Below are 18,673 nucleotides of genomic sequence, written 5' to 3'. Positions count from 1 at the left end.
CATTGCGACAGGATCGGCGGGAGAGGCTCCACTGATAATGGTGGTGGAAGAGTTCCAGCAGATCTCAGAGACATGGAGGTAGGAGGCTTGTGAGCATAGGTGCCGCTCGCCTCGCTCAGCCGCACAGCGAATAATGCGGCGGCCGCATGCTTGCATCTCGCGCCGACCGGACAGCTGCATCGTCGCGACCGCACCTCTCGCGCCGAAGCGCACTTCTACCTGATAGTGAACCGCCCCGGGTTTACCGGAGGCGTTGGGTTGTGAGTCACGCTGCCATATCGATGGTGTCTGCGGCAGCATAATATTGATCTTCGGCTTCGGCAGGCGGGATGTTGCCGATAGGCTCCAGCAGCCGACGATGGTTGAACCAGTCGACCCATTCGAGCGTGGCGTATTCGACGGCTTCGAAACTGCGCCACGGCCCACGCCTATGGATCACTTCGGCCTTGTAGAGGCCGTTGATCGTCTCGGCCAAAGCGTTGTCGTAGCTGTCTCCGACACTGCCGACCGACGGCTCGATCCCGGCTTCGGCAAGGCGCTCGGTGTACTTGATGGACACGTATTGCGACCCGCGGTCGCTATGATGGATGAGGCCGCCCCGATGAGCCGGCCGGCGATCATGAAGCGCCTGCTCCAAGGCATCGAGAACGAAGCTGGCATGCGCCGTCCTGCTGGCCCGCCAGCCGACGATCCGCCTGGCATAGGTGTCGATGACGAAGGCGACGTAGACGAACCCCGCCCAGGTCGCGACATAGGTGAAGTCCGACACCCACAGCATGTTCGGCGCCGGCGCGTAGAACCGGCGGTTGACGTGATCGAGTGGGCACGGCGCCGCTTTGTCGCTGATGGTCGTGCGCACCGGCTTGCCCCGGATCACTCCTGCCAAGCCCATCTCTCGCATCAACCGCGCGACAGTACAGCGGGCGACCGGAAAGCCTTCCCGCATCATCTGCCGCCAGACCTTGCGCACGCCGTAGACCGCGAAGTTCTCGGCGAACACGCGCGCGATCTCCGGCTTCAGGGCGACATCCCGCTGCGCCCGCGCCGATAGGCGTGTTGGATCCTGTCGCTGCGCGACGCGCTCGTGATAGGTGGATGGGGCGATCGGCAGAACGCGGCAGATCGGCTCGACCCCATAGGCATCGCGGTGATCGTCAATGAAGGCGATCATCGCCGGAACGGGCGGTCGAGCTCCGCCTGAGCAAAATACGCTGACGCCTTGCGCAGGATCTCGTTGGCCTGTCGCAGTTCGCGGACCTCGCGCTCCAACGCCTTCACCTTGTCGGCAACCTCTGTCGGGACGCCCGCCCGCTTGCCGCTGTCGACCTCGGCCTTCTTCACCCACTCATGAAGCGTCTGCGGAACGCAGCCGATCTTTCCCGCGATCGAAACCACCGCCGCCCAGCGAGAGGGATAATCGCGCTCGTGATCGACAACCATCCGCACCGCCCGCTCGCGGACCTCAGGCGCAAATTTGTTCGTCGTCTTGCTCATACAGGCTCCACCTTCTCAGGAGTTGGAGCCTCCGGCAAACCCGGCGCGGTTCAATAGGGCTTCGGCTCGCTGCCTTTGACCGATGCCCGTATGATTCCGCTCTCGAGATCGACGCTCGACCCGACAACGAGTCCGCGTCTCCAATAGTCCAGACCTGCGCTCACCATCCGTGGTGTTGCGATGGCGCGCGTCAGGACGGCATCGGTGATCTCCGGCAACATGGCGTGTTGCTAGATCAGCTCTCTACGGGATGCTATAGGGCTCGGCGGCGGAGCCAGCGGGACGGTCCCGGCCGGACTGAGCCGGAGAATACGGCGAGCCCCCTCCGCGATTTGGAAAATCGCCAAAAAGTCCAAGAGCCGCAGGACGTTATCTGAGGCCCTCGGATTTTAGATCGGTATAACGAGCGAGTTATACCGTAGGTGGTTGCGGGGACTGGATTTGGCCGAAACCGACATTCGTTGGTCGCGGTTATTTGATCTCCAAACCGTAACCACCGCATCGATCGATCGATGCTCTATGACGAGAGCTGGCCGGAACGGATCATTCTCGAATTAGATAATAGCCAGGCGGCGGGGCGCCAACGCGGGTCGCATCCCCGAGACTTCCCAATTGCCGACGGCCTGCTTTTGAGGAGCTGCGGCCGCCGTTCACTCGGACGGCCGCAGCTCATCCATGCCCTCATCGCCCGGCCGGTGCGGCGCGAATCGCACGGAGCGATCGGCCGATGACGGTCAGCACCGCGATTGAGAGGTGGCCTGGAGAAACTGCACAGCGGGGGTGAGTGGATTATCGGCCTGAAGGCGGCCAGAATGGCTGCGCACAGGAGGCATGATGAGCAAGCGACCGCGCGGACTCATAGTCCGTCATCCAAAGCGAAAGTGGCGTTGGCCGCGGTAAAGGGCGAGAAGACGCTGGCCGAGTTAGCACAGCAGTTCGACGTCCACCCCAAACCGCGTCACCATCATCAGCGCCGTGCTCGCTATGGCGATCGCGCCGGCGCTGCCGATGTCTGCGTGGCTTCAGGGCGGCAAGGAGGCGAGGACGCCGGTCACGGCCTCAACTACTGCGATGCCACCCGCGCCGCAGGAAACGACCCTCCTAACCCGGACCGGGCAAATCCGTAGCTGGCGACTGTCCGACGGATCGGCGGCAACGCTCACATCGGCAGCCGCGTCGCGGTCCACATCACGGAGACCCGAAGGTCGCTCCGGCTTCTCGCCGGGCGGGCGCGCTTCGACGTCGATCTCGAGGCCAATCGATCGGTCGCGGTCCGATTGCTGCGAGGCGTGGTCGACGTCGAGGCCGCCGACACGCGACCGCTGAAGGCCCGTCTGGCACTAGGTCAGCAGCTCCTCTTCTTCGCCGGGCCATGACCGCCCAGTCCCACCGCAACCGTCGACGAGCGCTGGCCGCAGGCCTTGCTGGACTGTGACGGCGAGCGCCTGTCAGAAGTCGCCGACGCGGCCAATCGTTACACGCGGCGGCGCATCGTCTTCGCGGATTCCAAAATAGCTGCCTTGCGGGTGTCCGGAAGTTTCCGGATCGACAGGACGGGTGTTTGGAGAGCCCAACATTTGACGTGAGGAAGGGCCGACTGACCTTATCCCGCTGGAACAAGACGCTGCGCGACGCGCTCGGTGTTCAGTCGCGGCTCTACGGCCGCATATGCAGGGACCTCACATGTCACTACTGGATATGATCGAAACATCGGCGACGCCGGGCGCACTTCAGCAGATCGGGGCCCGCGTCGGTCTGTCACCCGAACAGCTTCAAAGCGTGATCGCAAGCGTGGCACCCGCCCTTGCGCCGAAACTCGCCGAGCATGCCGACAATGGCGGCCTGGACGGCACGCCGACCGCATCCGCTCCCCCGCCCCCGGGAACGGAGGAAGCCGCAGAGCACGGCAATAGCGTGCTCGCATCCATTTTCGGTTCGAAGGACGTCAGCCGATCGGTCGCTGGCGACGCCAGCGCGCAGACCGGAATCGGCGTGGACAAGGTCAAGGCCGTGCTTCCCCAGCTCGCGTCGATCGCCGCGATCGCCTTCCTCACGCACCGCGCATCCGCCGAGGGCGGCGGCGGGCTCGGCGGATTGTTCGCGAGCGTCGAAAAGGGCTTCGGACTCCCCTGACAAAACCCACCCGTCGTTGGCGACACAACGACGATGACGATAAGACCACCGCGTTTGCGCGCTTCACATCGAAGGAACGAACATGAGCATCTTCGGCACGATCATGAACAAGATCTTTCATCACGGCCAGGCAGCGCCGGCGGCAGCGGCTGCGCCCGTCTCGCCGGCTGCGACGCCGGCTGCCGCACCCGCCGCGCTCGCTGCAGCCTCAGCTGCTGTTGCGCCGGCTCCGGCTCCGGCGGCCGCTCCCGTCGATGTGGAGGCCGTACTCACGCAGATCGCGTCCACGAAGGGAGAGAGCCTCGACTGGCAGAACTCCATCGTCGATCTGCTCAAGCTGCTCGACATGGACTCGAGCCTTGGCGCCCGAAAGGAACTGGCCGGCGAGCTCAACGTGCATGTCGGTGCGGACGGGACAGCGGAAGAGAACATTGCCCTCCACAAGGCGGTCATGCAGAAGCTCGCCGAGAATGGCGGGAAGGTCCCGGACAACCTGAAGGGCTGACCGGTATCCGGAAGGACCGCAGGGCGGGGTCGGCGGATCTGCCTGCCCCCGCCCTGCTTTCCGGATTGGCCGCCCCGAATGGCTACATTCACACTCATAATCGGCTTGCTCGCTCTCTGCCTGGCGCTGGCGCTCCTGGCCAAGCGGCTCCATTTGCCATTCGCGGTCGCGCTCGTCCTCGGCGGAATGACGGTCGCGTTCGTTCCCGGCCTGCGGCGAATCGAATTCGAGCCCGAGCTGGCCCTCGCGCTATTCCTGCCGCCTCTCCTGCAGCTCAGTGCATATCGCACCGACTGGCCGGCGTTCCGGACAAACCTGCGGCCGATCCTGCTGCTGGCCCTTGGTGCCGTGCTGTTCACGGCAATCGCGGTTGCTTTGATCGCGAAGTTGCTGATCCCCGATCTGCCGTGGGGCGCGGTCATCGCCTTGGGGGCCATCGTCGCGCCGCCCGACGCCGTCGCTGCGACCGCGGTGCTTCGCAGTCTCCGTCCGCCGAAATGGATAACGACCGTACTCGAGGGCGAAAGCCTCCTGAACGATGCCGCGGCACTGGTCCTATACCGGTTCGCCGTGGGTGCAACGCTGGCGGGCAGCTTCGACCTCGGACAGAGCGCCCTGACTTTCGTGCTTTCAGCGCTCGGCGGCGGGATGACCGGCTATGTCGTGGGACGATTGGCCATGCTGATCTTTGCCAGGCTCGACGAGACGGTGCACGACATCGCGTTGAGCGTGCTGGCCAGTTACGCCGCCTATTTTGCAGCGGAGGCGGTGCATGCTTCGGGAGTCCTCGGCGTCGTGGCCTGCGGATTCGTCCTGCGCGGCCAGCATCACGTCTTTACCGCGCAGACGCGCCTTGCGTCGGAGTCGGTCTGGGCGTTTCTCGAATTCGTGCTGACGAGCCTGGTGTTCATGCTGATCGGCATGCAGCTCCGCGGCATCGTCGGACGCCTGGGCCATTATCACCCGTGGCACCTCACGATCCTGGCGGCGTCGGTCTCGCTCACGCTGATCCTCGGGCGTTTCCTCTGGATCATGCCCGTTACGTGGATACCGCGGCTTCTCTCCCCTGCCCTGAAGGCCCGCGATCCCGCGCCGCCGGCGAACCATTTGATCGCGATCTCCTGGGCTGGCATGCGCGGTGTCGTCAGTCTCGCAGCAGCGCTCGCATTGCCCGTGCGCTTCCCCGGCCGCGACATCATCATCTTCCTCGCATTTTGCGCCATTCTGGCAACGTTGGTGCTTCAGGGTACGACACTCGGCCCACTGACCCGCCTTCTGGGCGTCACCGAGCCAGACACGGACGGCGTCGACCAGTCGCGAATGGCGATGCGACGTCACGTCTCGGAAGCGGCGCTTGCCTCCATGCAAGATCATCTCGATGATCCCGAGCGCGGCGAAATCGCGAAGGATCTTATCGCGGAATACCAGGACCGGACCGACCAGGCGGCACAGCTGGAAGATGGCTCCCCGACCGAGGCAGAGCGCCGGACGCGGGAGCTTCAGTTGCGCCTTTCCGCCGTAGAGGCGTCACGCGCCAGGATCGCAGGCAGCCAAAACGATTTCGACGAAGACGCAGCCCTTGGCCTCACGACGGAACTCGACCTCGAGGAAGAGCAAATCCGTCGCGAGCTCGGCGAACGATGATGCACCTGCGGTCGTCCGAGATAAACCTTGTGCCCTCGGTGGCCTTGTCGATGCACCGCCTCGCGACGACATCGAAGTGCCGAAGTGAGTTAGCCCCGCATCATCCGGTCCATTTTGCGGGACGGTACGGCTGTGCGTTGCCAGCGAGGCTAAACCTGACCTGCTGCCGCTGACGGAGAAATTCGGAACACCCGCCGCCTTCCCGGATTAGGCTTTCATGACGATTTTTCGAGGCGCTCCGTTTTCATGACCGACCCCAGCCTGGCGCAAGACATCATCGACAGCTCGACGGATTTCGCGATCATAACGCTCGATCCCGAAGGCCTCATCACGAGTTGGAATAGCGGCGCGGAACATGTCCTCGGCTGGTCGGCAGAGGAGGCGATCGGTCAGCATGGCCGCCTCTTCTTTACAAAGGAAGATCAGGCGGCGGGCTCGCCCGAGCACGAGATCCAGCGGGCGCGACGCGAAGGCCGCGCGCTGAACGAGCGAACACACATGCGCGCCGATGGCAGCCGCTTCTGGGGCTCGGGCTTGTTGATGCGGCGCAAGGGCTCACCCGGTTTCGTCAAGATCGTTCGAGACCGCACGCACGAGCGCGAGGCCGAACGGAGGCTGGCGAGTTTGATGGACGCGCTGCCAGGTTTCGTCTTCGAGGCTGATACCGATGGCCATTACGTCCAGACCAATGCGCGATATCAGGATTACACCGGCCGAGCCCATTCAGATCTGCTCGGCGATGGTTGGCTCGAGGTGGTGCATCCCGATCATCGCAGCCGGACCCACGACGCCTGGAAGGAATCGATCCGGACCGGCAGGTCTTTCGAGCAGACATTCCTGGTTGCAGCACACGACGGATCGTATCGCTGCTTTGCGTGCCGCGGCATTCCCGAAGCGGGCGATGACGGACGCGTCCTGCGCTGGATTGGCACCTGCATAGACGTCGAGAACGAGGCGAAGGCGCGCGCCATGCTGGAAGGGCTTAACCTGTCGCTCGAACATGCAGTGACCAACCGATCGGCCGCGCTCGAGGAATCCCATCGCGCACTCCAGTCCGAAGTAGAGGAACGTGAGCGCATCGAAGAGGCGCTGCGGCAGAGCCAGAAAATGGAAGCGATCGGTCAGCTGACCGGCGGCGTGGCGCACGACTTCAACAATTTGCTGACGGTGATCCTCGGCAGCGTCGATTTGCTGCGTCGCCCCAACCTGAGTGACGAAAAGCGCGAGCGCTACATGAGTTCGATCGCCGAGACTGCCGAACGAGCGGCCAAACTCACCAACCAGCTGCTCGCCTTCGCACGTCGCCAGCCCCTGAAGGCCGAGGCATTCGACGTCGTCAAACGCCTGGGGGAGACCGGGAACGTGCTGCAGACGGTGTCCGGGGCGCGGGTCACCATCGACCTGGATGTACGCTGCGAGTCCTGCCTGATCGAAGCCGACCCGGTCCAGTTCGATACGGCCATGCTGAACATGGCAGTGAATGCCCGCGATGCGATGGATGGTGAGGGCACGTTGACGATCACCGTCGAGGAGCGCGCTTGCGTCCCGCCGACCCGCGGCCATGGTGCAGTTGCCGGGCGGTTCGTGGCAGTGTCGGTGCGCGATACAGGTGCCGGCATAGCCCACGACGACCTTCCGCGAATCTTCGAACCCTTCTTCACCACCAAGGAAGTCGGGCGCGGCACCGGGCTCGGGCTGAGCCAGGTGTTCGGCTTCGCCAAACAATCGGGCGGCGAGATCGCGATCGACAGCGCGCCAGGACGGGGCGCCGTTTTCACGCTCTACCTGCCGCATGCGGAGGACAAGCAAAAAGCGTCCGCTGCGCCGGCCGAGACGACACCGACAGCCGTAACGGCTACAGGATCCGGCCAGGATGTGTTGCTGGTTGAAGACAATCAGCTCGTGGGCGAATTCGCGGCACAGCTGATCGGCGATCTCGGCTACACCGCCCTATGGGTGTCCAGCGCGCAGGAGGCGCTCGCGCTCGTCGAAGCAAATCCTGGCAAATTCGACATCGTGTTCACCGATGTGGTGATGCCGGGCATGTCCGGCATCGAGCTTGCGGAAGCGCTGCGAGAGAAATATCCGAAGTTGCCGGTGGTGCTGACCAGCGGATACAGCCACGTGCTGGCGGCTGAAGGAACGCATGGCTTCGACCTGCTGCAAAAGCCCTACACAGCGGACGGGCTCGCCCATGCGCTTCAAAAGGCCGCTCAATCGCGCAAATAGCAATCCGGATTACGAAACAGAACAAGGGATGGTTCGGATGACAGGCACGCCGTATGCGAGCGTAGATGGTTCCTCGCTGGCGGCGGGGAGCTGGGTGAGCGTATCGCGCGCTTCGATTGGGCAGCGACGAACCTCGGCCCGAGCGAACGATGGCCGGACGCGACGTGGGCGGTCCTTCGTTCGCCGACCCCTATCGTGACATTGTCGGCGAGGAAGGCGTCATGCTCTCGCACGACACTATCGGGCCGTTTGCGAGCGATCGACATCCTTCGATCCTTGGGCACCGGCGTTCTCGAGGATCGGTCCGAAGTCGCTACTTCAACGCAAACGTCTTGCAGAAGGTCTACCATGAGCATGGTATGCTCTCGTTCAAGGACCAGGAGCTGACGCACGTACGCCGCAGCATGCCGCGCAGGCGTCGGCTGACCTCGGATATCCTCCTGTCGTCGATGACGCGGATATGGTCCTGGGCGTGGTTTCCGTCGCCGCTGAGACGACGACCGCAGTCCTGGCAGATCGCCGCATGCGGGACGAGCGTCGCCGGCTGCTGCAAATGGTAGAAAACAGTCCGAGCTTCATTGCATCGCTCGAAACGCCCGAGCACCGGATCACGACGGTCAACCCGGCATTCCTGGAGGTGGTCGGTAAGCACGGCATATCGGGCGCACCGTTGCCGAAGCACCGCCAGGATCAGCGGAGCAGGGTTTTCTCAAGCTCCTCGATCGCGTACGCGAAAACGGCGACGCGTTTCGCGCCGATGGTGCGCTGTTCCGGGTCCAGCCGGAGTCCGGCGGCGAGGCGGTCGACCGCTATGTCGACTTCGTCTACCAGCCGCTTACCGATGACGACGGCACAGTCACCGGCATCTTTGCGTCAGGAGTCGATGTGACCGAGGAAACCCGAGCACAGGCGGCGATAGCTGCAAACGCCGAGCAGTTTCGCACCTTCGCGCAGTTGCTGCCCAATCATATCTGGACGGCACCGCCGGACGGACAGCTCGACTGGTTCAACGACGAGGCACTTGCGTACAGCGGTGCGCAGCAGGACGATCTGCGTGGCCATGGCTGGGCCACGCTCGTCCATCCGGACGACGCGGAACTGGCAACCGGGCAATGGGCGACGGCGCTGGCAAGCGGCAATGGCTATGAGACGGAATTCCGCATTCGACGCGAGGACGGCGCGTATCGCTGGCATCTCGTGCGCGCGCTCCCCATTCGCGACGACGACGGCAACATCCTGCGCTGGGTTGGCACCAACACCGACATCCACGAGCGAAAAGTGAGCCAGGATGAAAGTACGACCGACCGGGATCGGCTATGGACGATCTCACGCGACCTGATGTTGGTATGCACGTTCGATGCCGAGATCACGGCAGTCAATCCGACCGCCAAGCGGCTGCTCGGATGGGACGAGGCAGAGATGATAGGCCGAAAGCTCTCGGAGTTCATCCACCCGGACGACATCGACAGGACGGGACAGGAGGTTGCCAGCCTCGAGAATGGTGGGACGACGCTGGCGTTCGAAAATCGCTTTCGCACCAGGGCCGGCGAATATCGCCTGCTCGCCTGGAACGCCGTTCCCGATGCGGCGCGTATCCATGCCGTCGGCCGGGATATCACCGAACAGCGCGAACTCGCCAAAGACCGCGAGCGGGTCTGGAACCTGTCGCCGGTCTTGAAGATAGTGGCGGACAGTGACGGGCGTATCACCGACATCAATCCGACTTGGACCAGGGTACTCGGTTGGAGCCGATCGGAGACGATCGGCAAACGTAGCACCGACTTCCTGGTGGAGGATCAGGAGGATTGGACCGAGCGCCTACGTACCCTCTCGGAAAGCGCGCCCCACGTCGAACACCGTACGACGCTGCTTTCAAAGAATGGTCAGCAACGCCAGGTGCAGTGGACCATCGTCCCCGAGAACGGCACGTTCTACGGTTTTGGACGCGATGTGACAGCCGAAGCCGAGGCGGCAGTCGCGCTCGCCGAGGCGGAAGCGGCGCTGCGCCAATCGCAAAAGATGGAAGCGGTAGGCCAGCTCACCGGCGGCATCGCGCATGATTTCAACAATCTGCTGCAGGGCATCACCGGCAGCCTCGAGATTGTTCAGCGACGCGTCGCGCAGGGGAAGCTCGATGACCTCGATCGATTCATCGCCGGCGCGTCGACCGCAGCCAATCGCGCTGCGGCGCTGACCCATCGTCTGCTCGCTTTCTCCCGCCGTCAGCCGCTCGATCCCAAGCCGGTGCGCGCGAATCAGCTCGTTGCGTCGATGGAGGATTTGCTGCGGCGGACGATCGGCGAGCGGATCGAGCTCGAGCTCGTACTCGCTGGCGGTCTATGGGTGACCCGCTGCGATCCGAACCAGCTCGAAAGCGCAATCCTCAATCTGGTCATCAATGCCCGCGACGCTATGCCAGACGGCGGAAAGCTGACGATCGAGACATGCAACGCCCATCTCGACAGCGCTTACGCAGCACGGCAGCGGGGCGTGAAGCCCGGCCAATATGTCTGCGTCTGCGTAACGGACACGGGAACCGGCATGGACAAGGACACCATCGCCAAGGCCTTCGAGCCCTTCTTCACGACCAAGCCGATCGGCCAGGGCACGGGACTCGGTCTTTCCATGATCTACGGCTTTGCCCAGCAATCCGAAGGCTATGCGAAAATCTATTCGGAGGTCGGGAGCGGCACGACGTTCAAGCTGTACCTGCCGCGCTTCCAGGGCAAGTCCGAAGAGGAGGAAGCGCCGCCCGAGCTCACCGATGCCCACCAGGCCGACGCCGGCGAAGTGGTCCTCGTCGTGGAGGACGACACCGTCGTCCGAGGCCTGATCGTCGAGGAGTTGCGCGAACTTGGGTACGCCGCGATCGAGGCGGTCGATGGTCCCAAGGGGTTGGACATCCTGCGCTCCAAACGCCGCATCGACCTGCTCATCACCGACATTGGTTTGCCGGGGCTGAATGGACGTCAGGTTGCGGATGGCGCGCGCGCGGTCAGGCCAGGTCTCAAGATACTGTTCATGACCGGCTACGCCGAAAACGCAGCACTCGCCTCGGGCTTCCTCGAACCGGGTATGGAGATGATCACCAAGCCGTTCGCAATGGAGGCGCTCGCAACGCGGATTCGCAATATGCTCGGCAATTAGATTCTTCGTGCAGGGATCTGCTCCGCCCGTGGTTTACGGTAAGCGGTAACGACCGGCTCATACGGTCGTTCTGCGCGCCGGCAAGGGGGCGGAGGCTTGTCGCCACGCATTCCGCCTCGCCTGTGCCGCCGTCTCGTTTCCGGTTATCTGTCCTTTCGCTTACCCAGGCGAGGCCGGGTACGGCCATCGACGCAATCCGGAGACCGCCCATGAGAAAGCAGCTGCCGATCTTCGCCATCCTCATCGGAACCGCGCAGGCGCTCGCATCGCCCGCGATCACCGGCACCCCCGTGGACCGCTCGATGGGGATCTGGCGCAACCCGCAGGATAGCGTCCATGTTCGCTCGGATCACTGCGGCGCGAGCATGTGCGGGACTGTCATATGGGCTAACGACAAGGCCAGAATGGACGCACGCAAGGGCGGAACCGCCGACATTATCGGCCTTCAGCTCTTCCGGAATTTTCACAAGAACAGTCGAGGTGAGTGGCGCGGCGAGGTCTATGTGCCCGACATCGACAGGACATTTTCGGGAACGATCAAGGTCATAGACGACAATACATTGACCGGAACGGGCTGCCTCATCGGCCGCGTCGGCTGCCGAAGCCAGACATGGACCCGAATCGAGTAGTACCCTTCTCGGCGGATGCACCTCGCCGGTAGGCAAGTTGACGAAATCGCATCTGCTTCGACTTGAGTTCCGTTGAGGTGAAAGGCGCACTCGATAGCGAAAAAACGACGACATTCGAAGAATCGAGGGCGAAGCTGTACGGCGCAGTGAGAGGTGGCGGTGGATACCCGACACGATCGGGTGATCGAGCGCGATCGGAATGACGGTTCAAGTTCCGGATCCGCCGCACCCAGGTGCAGGACGAAACGTCTCTACGACGCGGCCGCCTTACCGACCGGTTTCTTCCGCAGCACAAATGCTTCGGACCAGGCGACGCGGCGTCAACCCTTTCGCAATGGTCCTCCCTTACGCTCGGCCGATGTTCGATCCCGCTTCGCCTTTCGATGCCGCTGCCGAACGCGAGCGAAGTGTCGCGCTCGCGAAGCTCGGCATATTCGACACGCCGCCGGACGCTGAGTTCGACGACATCGCGCGCCTGGCGGCCATGGTGCTTGGCGTCGAAAGTGCCGCGGTCACATTGATCGACGACAGTCGGCAGTGGTTCAAGGCGCGACACGGCATTCCCTTTGCCAAAACTCCGCGCGAGATATCATTCTGCATTCACGCAGCGGCTGCATCTGAGGTGCTCATCGTACCTGATGCATTGAACGACGAGCGGTTCAGCGCCAATCCGCTCGTGACATGCGTCGGGGGGATCCGCTTCTACGCAGGCTTTCCCCTTGTTCTCGCATCCGGACATTGCGCTGGAACCCTATGCGCATTCGACCCCGCGCCCCGTTTTGGTCTCACCGAGGCGCAGCGCGCTCTTCTGATCGATCTCGCGAAGATCGCCACACGTCTGCTGGAGAGCCACGCGGAACGGCGCATGGGACAGATTGCAGCCCGGGTGGTGCAGACGACCGCCGATGCCGTGCTGTGCGTCAACGACGAAGGTCGTATCACCTTCTGGTCGCGCGGCGCGGAAACGATGTTCGGCTATGGTGCCGACGTCATGCTCGGCCGCTCCTTCAGGAAGATCGTGCCGCAGCCGCCAGGCGACGATAGATCAGGAACCTCCGTTCTTTCCTTGTTCGAGGCGTTGGCCGGCAGTACCGTCGAGCTCGGTGCGGTCGGTGCAGACGGAGAGGAATTTCCCGTCGAACTGTCGCTTACCCGGTGGAGAGACGGGAAAACGGCCGGCGACTTTGCCGCCATCGTCCGCGATGTCAGCCAACGCCGGCAGTTGGAGCACGAACGAAGGCACGAACGAGAGTTCCTCGATGCGATTATCGCCAACCTGCCTGCCATGCTCTTCGTCAAGGATGCGATCACCCGCAAATATCTTCTGGTCAACCGGGCCGGGGAAGATCTCATCGGACTGACGGCAGACGAGCTCGTCGGGCATACCGACAAGGAGCTCTTCCCCGAATATGGCGATGCCTACGAACGTCGCGACACCGAAGCGTTCATCGCCGCGATCCCACGCAGCTTCGAAAGCATATTCGTTCGCGATGACGGGACAGCGGTTCATCTCCGCACCCGCAGGATCGTCGTGGATGGCCCTACCCGCAGCCGGCAGTACATCCTCGGCATGTCGGAAGACATGACGCACGTCCGCAAGGCCGAAGCCGAGATCATGCGGTTGGCGCATTTTGACACGGTCACCGGCCTGCTCAACCGCGGCAACTTCATGGACCGGCTCAAGCGGTTGATCGAAGCTGGCGTGCCGATCGTCCTCCTCGGCATCGACCTCGACCGCTTCAAGGCGGTCAATGACCAGTTCGGGCATCTGCTGGGAGACGAGGTGCTTGCCCAGGTCGGTGATCGCCTGCGAGCCCTGGTGGAGCCGAGCGACATCGTGGCACGGGTCGGAGGAGACGAATTCGCCGTCATCCTCATGACCAAAAACCCCGAACTTCGGGCCGGATCGGTAGCACAGGCCGTCGTTGCCAGCCTCGCCCACCCCTTCGTCACCGACCGCGCCACGGCTTATATCGGTGGTAGCGTCGGAATGGCGGCGGCCCCCGACGACGCCACCACGTTGCGCGAGCTTCGCCATTGCGTTGATCTGGCGCTGTATCGCGCCAAGGCGGAGGGCCGTGGCACGGTGTGCACCTTCAGCCGCGACATGGACGCGCAGGCACGTGACCGACAGGCACTCGAAGCCGACCTGCGCGCGGCGATGTCCGCCAACGAGATCAACCTCGTCTATCAGCCCATCCTCGCCGCCGAGAACGGCCAGATCTCCAGCGTGGAGGCGCTCGCACGCTGGGCACATCCAACGCGAGGTCAAATCGGGCCTGACGTGTTCATCCCTCTTGCAGAGGAATGCGGCTTCATCGGGCAACTGGGTGAACATCTGCTTCGCCGGGCATGCACGGATGCACTGACCTGGCCCGCCCACATCCGTGTTGCTGTGAACCTGTCGCCTCTCCAGATACAGGCGGGCAGGCTCTCCGCGACGATAGGAGAGATTCTGGATCAGACAGGTCTGGCGGCCGAGCGCCTTCAGCTCGAAGTGACGGAAGGCCTCGTTATACGCGACGTCGAGCGAACATTTATCGAGCTCGAGCGGCTGCGGTCCCTCGGAATCCAGATCCTCATGGATGACTTTGGCGTTGGCTACTCGTCCCTGAGCTATTTCGAGCGCTTCAGGTTCGACAAGGTCAAGATCGACAGGTCCTTCGTGTCCAACATCGCCTCTTCCCAATCGTCCAAAGCGATCATCAAAGCCGTGATCGGCCTGGGGCGTGATCTCGGGATGGGCATTGTCGCCGAAGGCGTCGAGACACACGAGCAGATGGAAGAACTCGTCCGTCTCGGATGCACCCATTTTCAGGGCTTCCTGTTCAGCAAACCGCTTGATGCCTCGATGATAGCGGCGTTCTCTCAGACCTTCCCGAAAGCGGCAGGACGCTCGAACGCCACGAGACGAGTGCGGCAGAGCGCCCGCTATCGCCTTGCCCACGCCGCCAACCATTGACGCGGACCGCAGTCTGTCCGCGCCTTCGTCTCGGCGGCACTTCATGAGGTTACCGCCCTCCATCGTGGGCGGCGCCAACTACGGTCGGCAGGACAGGATCTGTCGCCACGCTCATCGACAGCCTATGCTGGCTGGTGGGGCTTTGCCCAACGGAAGTATCGCTGCGAGCGGGGAGAGAGCTACGCCGAGTTTGCCTTTCAAGCCGAGTTTCTCGGCATTGCGCGCAGGCAAGAGACTGGCGGATGGCCGGGCGAGCGATCCATGCAGCGACACCGGCATTGCAACCTGGAAAAGGCGTCGATGGGCAGGCTGCCCCCTCAGCGTGAGCGAGAAGCGTTCCGTCGCCAAATCTAGCCAGCCCTGTCCCGCAGTGAAACCCTCGGGCGTGACAATCGCGAAATCCTCGACGTTCATTTTGCTCCCGGAACCCGCGAACGTCGCGCGCGCACAATCCAGCGACAGGGGATCGTTCTTCCGCCCGAAGGTTCCAACCGCGCGAAGAGCATCGCCGCCGAGCAGGAAGGCCGCCGGTCGAGGCAGCCGCCCGCCGGTTACTCGTATCGCGCCGCCCCCTGACGCCGCGGCGGCGGCGGAATGGACGGAGCGGCCGGCGCCTCGCATGTGAATCCGCAGATCCAGCAGACCGCCCATGCGCAATGATGCCGGCGTCGAAATCCGGCTCAGATCGATGGCATGAACGTCTGCCTTGACCTGAAGGATCGGGTTGGCTCGGCTGGCATCCAGTCGGACGTTGCCGGAGAGCGTGCCACCCTGCACGTTGGCGCTCAGCTTCGTGATAGCCAGCCTGCCGTGATCGAGCGCTATTTCCGCCTTCACTGCTTTCAGCGGAACGGCGTAGCCATCGACCGAACCGATTTGGATGCGCGACACAGAATCCACTGCCCGAAGCTGATCGACCGGAAAGGGTTCGTCCGACAGGATCCAGGGCCCTCGCGGCTTCACGAGCAATCGCCCGGACGTGCTGCGTGCGATGGCCCTCGGGGGCACCGGAGACAGCCATGCCTCCACGTCTTCCCGGCTCCAGTGGCTCGATCGTAAGTGCGCCGTCACCTTATGGCGTGGCGTAGTCTGATCGGAACGGATCCAGCCGGTGAAATCGCTCTTGCCCGTCCGTCCAGTCAGATCGCCGAAGCTCACCAGCGGGCCGTTCGCCTTCGCATGCGTGGTCAGCGAGAACGGTGCCGAGTTGGGCGTTTTCAGGTCGAACAGATAGGCAAGGTCGGCAAGGTTCGGGCCCCGGGACGCGATTGCGAGATCATAGCGGACAAGATCGAAGGGCTGGCCGCTCGTGCCCTTTGCATCGAGACTGAGCCGGCCGTCGGCCAGATGCGCGACGAATGGGTAGGGTCGCCTCACGGAGGCGCCGTGAAGGGGGCCACCACGCGCTGCAAGTTCGAACTCGCCTTCTCGCACCTGGCCTCTTCCCCGAAGTGCGAACGGTAGTGACGGGCGGCCGTCTTGAGAGAAGGTACCGGTAAAACGAACATCCCGGTTATTATCGGCGAAAGACAGTTCGCCGTCCTTGATCCTGAACGTACGGGTGCCAGCGAGCACCGCGAAGGGAGGCCGGCTCGGCGAGGTTCCGCGCATGGTCCAGTTATTGCGCCCATCGCGAAGGCGGATCAGACGAAGTCGAGGGTGCTCCAGGATCAGGGTGGGAATCCGCACCTCGCCCCAAAGCAGTGGACGTAACTCGAGATGGGCTTCGAGCGCGTCGACCTGCGCAAGCCTGCTGCCCAACGCCCATTTCGGCCCATAGATTGTGAGGTGGCGCACGGCGAACCAGGGGTCAGCAGACAGGAGGTGGGCGTCCAGCGAGTCGAATTGAACGACGTGCCCGAGTTTGTGCGACGCCCAGCCGGCGATCGGACGATCGAGCCAACCGCGATCGATCATCCATAAAAGCAGAAGGAAGCATATCGGCAGGGCTACAAGGATCGTTCCGACCAACCCGATCCCAAAACGGACAAGCCTTCTCCGCCTCGGCGCGAGGAAAGCCGGCGGGTTCACGAGGCTACGCAGACGTGGGTCATCTTCAACCAACGCGCGAGCCGCCCATTGAGGCCGCGCCTTTAAACGGAGACGATGATCAGCAAGGCAGACTGCCGGCCCTTGCAGCCGAGTTGCGATATGGTCAGCCCAGACGAGTCGCTCGCCGGGCTCGCCTTCGGTCTGTCCCCTGCCCTCCGGCGATATGATCTTCCGACGGGAGGGCGGGGCTTTCGTCCGCCGCCGACGGATCTCGCAACGGCCGGATCGCGACTCGCGGGTTCAACGTGAAGTCCGCGGCACTCATCGCGGCTCCGAAGAGATGGCCCTGTGCCTCAGCGCATTTATTGCGATTGAGGAACTCCCACGGCGTCAGCGTCTCGACACCTTCGGCGATCACATCGACGCCGAAGGCCTTGCCCAGATAGAGAATGGCTTTCACCACGGCGGCGTCCTCGGGATCGGTGGTGACGTCGCGGATGAAGGAGCGATCGATCTTGAGACGCGAGACAGAATAGCGCTTGAGAAGACTGAGCGAGGCAAAGCCGGTCCCATAGTCGTCGAACGCCAGCCCGACCCCGAGCTTGCGCAGTTCCTGAAGCAGCCGGAGGGTCTTCTTGTCGTTACGCAGGAGAATATTCTCGACGATCTCGAGCTCGAGTGCTTCCGGCGGCAGGCCGCACTCCGCAAGGGTCTGGCGCACCGCAGACAGGAGGCGCCCCGTGCTGAACTGCGCTTCGAACAGGTTCACGCCGATCCGGAAACCCGGGACCCACTTGCGCCATTCGGCGGCCTGCCGGCAGGCGGTCCGCAGCACCCACTCGCCGACGGCAATTGCGGAAGGCTTCTCGCTCAATACATCGATGAACGATGCCGGTGTCAGCAGACCCCTGTCAGGATGGTTCCAGCGGATGAGCGCCTCGGCACCGGTCAGCGCATTGGTCCCCGTCGCGACCTGGGGCTGGTAATAGAGCTCGAACTCATCGCGCTCGAATGCGAGACGCAACTGCTGCTCGAAAGCGCGGCGCGCGACCGCCACTTCACGGAACGTGGGCGTGAAGAACTCGACCCGCCCCCTTCCCGCAGCCTTCGCGCGGTAAAGAGCCAGATCCGCACCGCGTCGCCAACATCGTGACCGAACTGGTCGTTGATCTGCTTGAAGTTATCGAGATCGAACAGCAGTAGCGCTACCTCCGATTGCCGTTGCGCGGCCGATGCTATGGCCTCTCCCAATCCCATGTAGAATGCGGCCCGATTGGACACCCCGGTCGTCGGGGTGCACCACCGCCAGGAAGCTGCCACCCCGGAGCCGATCGAAGCTCAGGCCGGTAAGCTCCAGACCACGTTCATCGACTTCGAGGAGGCCGCCGATCGCATCGGCCGTCCAGGCAATGAGCGGGCTGAGCGCAATGGTATAGCGGTAGCGCTCTTCATTCTGCGCCAGCAGGGCAAGGGATCGCGGATCGGCATCCCGGCCGTCTCAATCCCGCTCGCCTCGGCCGAGGACGGCGGGAATGGCAGACAATCCTGTCGGATCCCCACCGCCGGGCGGGGGTCGGTGGGATCCCGGCCTTCGGTATCAAGTGACATGTCCATGCCAACGTTGCCTCCTGCCTGCCGCTGGGTCTGACGCCCGAATCGACGAAGATTGGCGTGCAATCGATTAATAAAACGTCATGACTACGCACGCGACTGCGTTTCTGCCAAGCTCTTGGGTAATAGCGATCTGAACCGGCGACTCGCCCATTCGACAGCACACTTGGCGCAACAAACATATCTTGTTCTGGCCACGATTTTTTACAACGGACTTCTCGAAGGCATCACTGCAGTTCGAAAGAGGCGCTGATCGTGTTTCAGACGCCCCTCTCCATCCGTTGATATTCTTCTCGGATGAGAATCTCGATTTCCTTCGCTTGCATA

The 18,673-nt window shown here is 63.1% G+C and carries 13 protein-coding genes, 2 pseudogenes and 1 other annotated feature; of the genes and pseudogenes, 10 read left to right on the top strand and 5 right to left on the bottom strand.

The features are described from left to right. Positions 1-265: 265 nt before the first annotated feature. Positions 266-1,494, bottom strand: a protein-coding gene (locus tag PBT88_RS09865; RefSeq protein WP_270077083.1) for an IS3 family transposase whose coding sequence is annotated in 2 segments (ribosomal slippage) — positions 266-1,206 and positions 1,206-1,494 — 1,230 coding nt in all. Because the reading frame shifts where the segments join, the coding sequence is not laid out codon by codon here. Next, positions 1,097-1,213 (bottom strand) — a sequence feature (AL1L pseudoknot). Its footprint overlaps the gene before it by 117 nt. A 512-nt stretch (positions 1,495-2,006) precedes the next feature. Here PBT88_RS09865 and PBT88_RS09860 point away from each other — a divergent pair. From PBT88_RS09860 to PBT88_RS09825, 10 genes and pseudogenes are all read left to right on the top strand, one after another. Then, a complete protein-coding gene (locus tag PBT88_RS09860) occupies positions 2,007-2,225 on the top strand; it encodes a hypothetical protein (RefSeq protein WP_270079001.1) in 219 nt (72 codons plus the stop codon). 103 nt (positions 2,226-2,328) lie between these two features. Beyond that, positions 2,329-2,444, top strand: a pseudogene (locus PBT88_RS21205) (IS3 family transposase); the annotation flags it as partial. 718 nt (positions 2,445-3,162) lie between these two features. After that, positions 3,163-3,627 (top strand): DUF937 domain-containing protein, encoded by a 465-nt coding sequence (locus PBT88_RS09855; protein WP_407696539.1) that lies wholly within the window; start codon positions 3,163-3,165, stop codon positions 3,625-3,627. Between the two features lie 82 nt (positions 3,628-3,709). Continuing rightward, positions 3,710-4,132 carry a DUF3597 domain-containing protein gene (locus tag PBT88_RS09850; protein WP_270078999.1) on the top strand — a complete coding sequence of 141 codons (423 nt, stop codon included), beginning with the start codon at positions 3,710-3,712 and terminating at the stop codon, positions 4,130-4,132. Positions 4,133-4,237: 105 nt separating this feature from the next. Further along, complete coding sequence (locus PBT88_RS09845) at positions 4,238-5,776, top strand: Na+/H+ antiporter (protein WP_270078998.1); 1,539 nt, start codon at positions 4,238-4,240, stop codon at positions 5,774-5,776. Positions 5,777-6,022: 246 nt separating this feature from the next. Further along, positions 6,023-8,005 (top strand): hybrid sensor histidine kinase/response regulator, encoded by a 1,983-nt coding sequence (locus PBT88_RS09840; RefSeq protein ID WP_270078997.1) that lies wholly within the window; start codon positions 6,023-6,025, stop codon positions 8,003-8,005. Positions 8,006-8,662: 657 nt separating this feature from the next. Then, positions 8,663-8,845 (top strand): annotated as a pseudogene (locus PBT88_RS21200) (histidine kinase); the annotation flags it as partial. Between the two features lie 45 nt (positions 8,846-8,890). Then, positions 8,891-11,152 (top strand): PAS domain S-box protein, encoded by a 2,262-nt coding sequence (locus PBT88_RS09835; protein WP_407696538.1) that lies wholly within the window; start codon positions 8,891-8,893, stop codon positions 11,150-11,152. A 209-nt stretch (positions 11,153-11,361) separates the two neighbouring features. Beyond that, the gene (locus PBT88_RS09830) at positions 11,362-11,781 is read left to right on the top strand and encodes a DUF2147 domain-containing protein (protein ID WP_270078996.1); all 420 of its coding nucleotides are present in this window, start codon (positions 11,362-11,364) and stop codon (positions 11,779-11,781) included. Between the two features lie 358 nt (positions 11,782-12,139). Beyond that, the gene (locus PBT88_RS09825) at positions 12,140-14,743 is read left to right on the top strand and encodes a sensor domain-containing phosphodiesterase (RefSeq protein ID WP_270078995.1); all 2,604 of its coding nucleotides are present in this window, start codon (positions 12,140-12,142) and stop codon (positions 14,741-14,743) included. A gap of 111 nt (positions 14,744-14,854) precedes the next feature. Here PBT88_RS09825 and PBT88_RS09820 read toward each other — a convergent pair whose 3' ends face one another. The 4 genes from PBT88_RS09820 to PBT88_RS21195 all read right to left on the bottom strand — a co-directional run bounded on the left by PBT88_RS09820 (position 14,855) and on the right by PBT88_RS21195 (position 18,146). Then, positions 14,855-16,660 carry an AsmA family protein gene (locus tag PBT88_RS09820; RefSeq protein WP_270078994.1) on the bottom strand — a complete coding sequence of 602 codons (1,806 nt, stop codon included), beginning with the start codon at positions 16,658-16,660 and terminating at the stop codon, positions 14,855-14,857. A gap of 238 nt (positions 16,661-16,898) precedes the next feature. Continuing rightward, positions 16,899-17,792, bottom strand: a complete 894-nt coding sequence (locus PBT88_RS09815; protein ID WP_270078993.1) for a putative bifunctional diguanylate cyclase/phosphodiesterase — start codon at positions 17,790-17,792, stop codon at positions 16,899-16,901. After that, positions 17,684-17,992: a diguanylate cyclase gene (locus tag PBT88_RS09810; RefSeq protein ID WP_270078992.1), complete on the bottom strand. Its 309-nt coding sequence runs from the start codon at positions 17,990-17,992 to the stop codon at positions 17,684-17,686. Before PBT88_RS09810 ends, PBT88_RS09815 begins: the two co-directional genes overlap by 109 nt. Continuing rightward, the gene (locus PBT88_RS21195; protein ID WP_407696560.1) at positions 17,916-18,146 is read right to left on the bottom strand and encodes a PAS domain-containing protein; all 231 of its coding nucleotides are present in this window, start codon (positions 18,144-18,146) and stop codon (positions 17,916-17,918) included. The genes PBT88_RS09810 and PBT88_RS21195 overlap by 77 nt, the downstream gene beginning before the upstream one ends. Between the last annotated feature and the right edge of the window lie 527 nt (positions 18,147-18,673).

This window comes from Sphingomonas abietis (assembly GCF_027625475.1).
Classification (GTDB): domain Bacteria; phylum Pseudomonadota; class Alphaproteobacteria; order Sphingomonadales; family Sphingomonadaceae; genus Solisphingomonas; species Solisphingomonas abietis.
Note: the sequence above shows the minus strand (reverse complement) of the source record. Positions and strands in the feature narration are given on the sequence as shown.

Excerpts from the sequence above, each read along its gene's own strand:
- PBT88_RS09860 (WP_270079001.1), top strand. The coding sequence starts at position 2,007 with ATGCTCTATGACGAGAGCTGGCCGGAACGGATCATTCTCGAATTAGAT.
- PBT88_RS09855 (WP_407696539.1), top strand. The coding sequence starts at position 3,163 with ATGCAGGGACCTCACATGTCACTACTGGATATGATCGAAACATCGGCG.
- PBT88_RS09850 (WP_270078999.1), top strand. The coding sequence starts at position 3,710 with ATGAGCATCTTCGGCACGATCATGAACAAGATCTTTCATCACGGCCAG.
- PBT88_RS09840 (WP_270078997.1), top strand. The coding sequence starts at position 6,023 with ATGACCGACCCCAGCCTGGCGCAAGACATCATCGACAGCTCGACGGAT.
- PBT88_RS09830 (WP_270078996.1), top strand. The coding sequence starts at position 11,362 with ATGAGAAAGCAGCTGCCGATCTTCGCCATCCTCATCGGAACCGCGCAG.
- PBT88_RS09825 (WP_270078995.1), top strand. The coding sequence starts at position 12,140 with ATGTTCGATCCCGCTTCGCCTTTCGATGCCGCTGCCGAACGCGAGCGA.
- PBT88_RS09820 (WP_270078994.1), bottom strand. The coding sequence starts at position 16,660 with ATGATCGATCGCGGTTGGCTCGATCGTCCGATCGCCGGCTGGGCGTCG.
- PBT88_RS09810 (WP_270078992.1), bottom strand. The coding sequence starts at position 17,992 with ATGGGATTGGGAGAGGCCATAGCATCGGCCGCGCAACGGCAATCGGAG.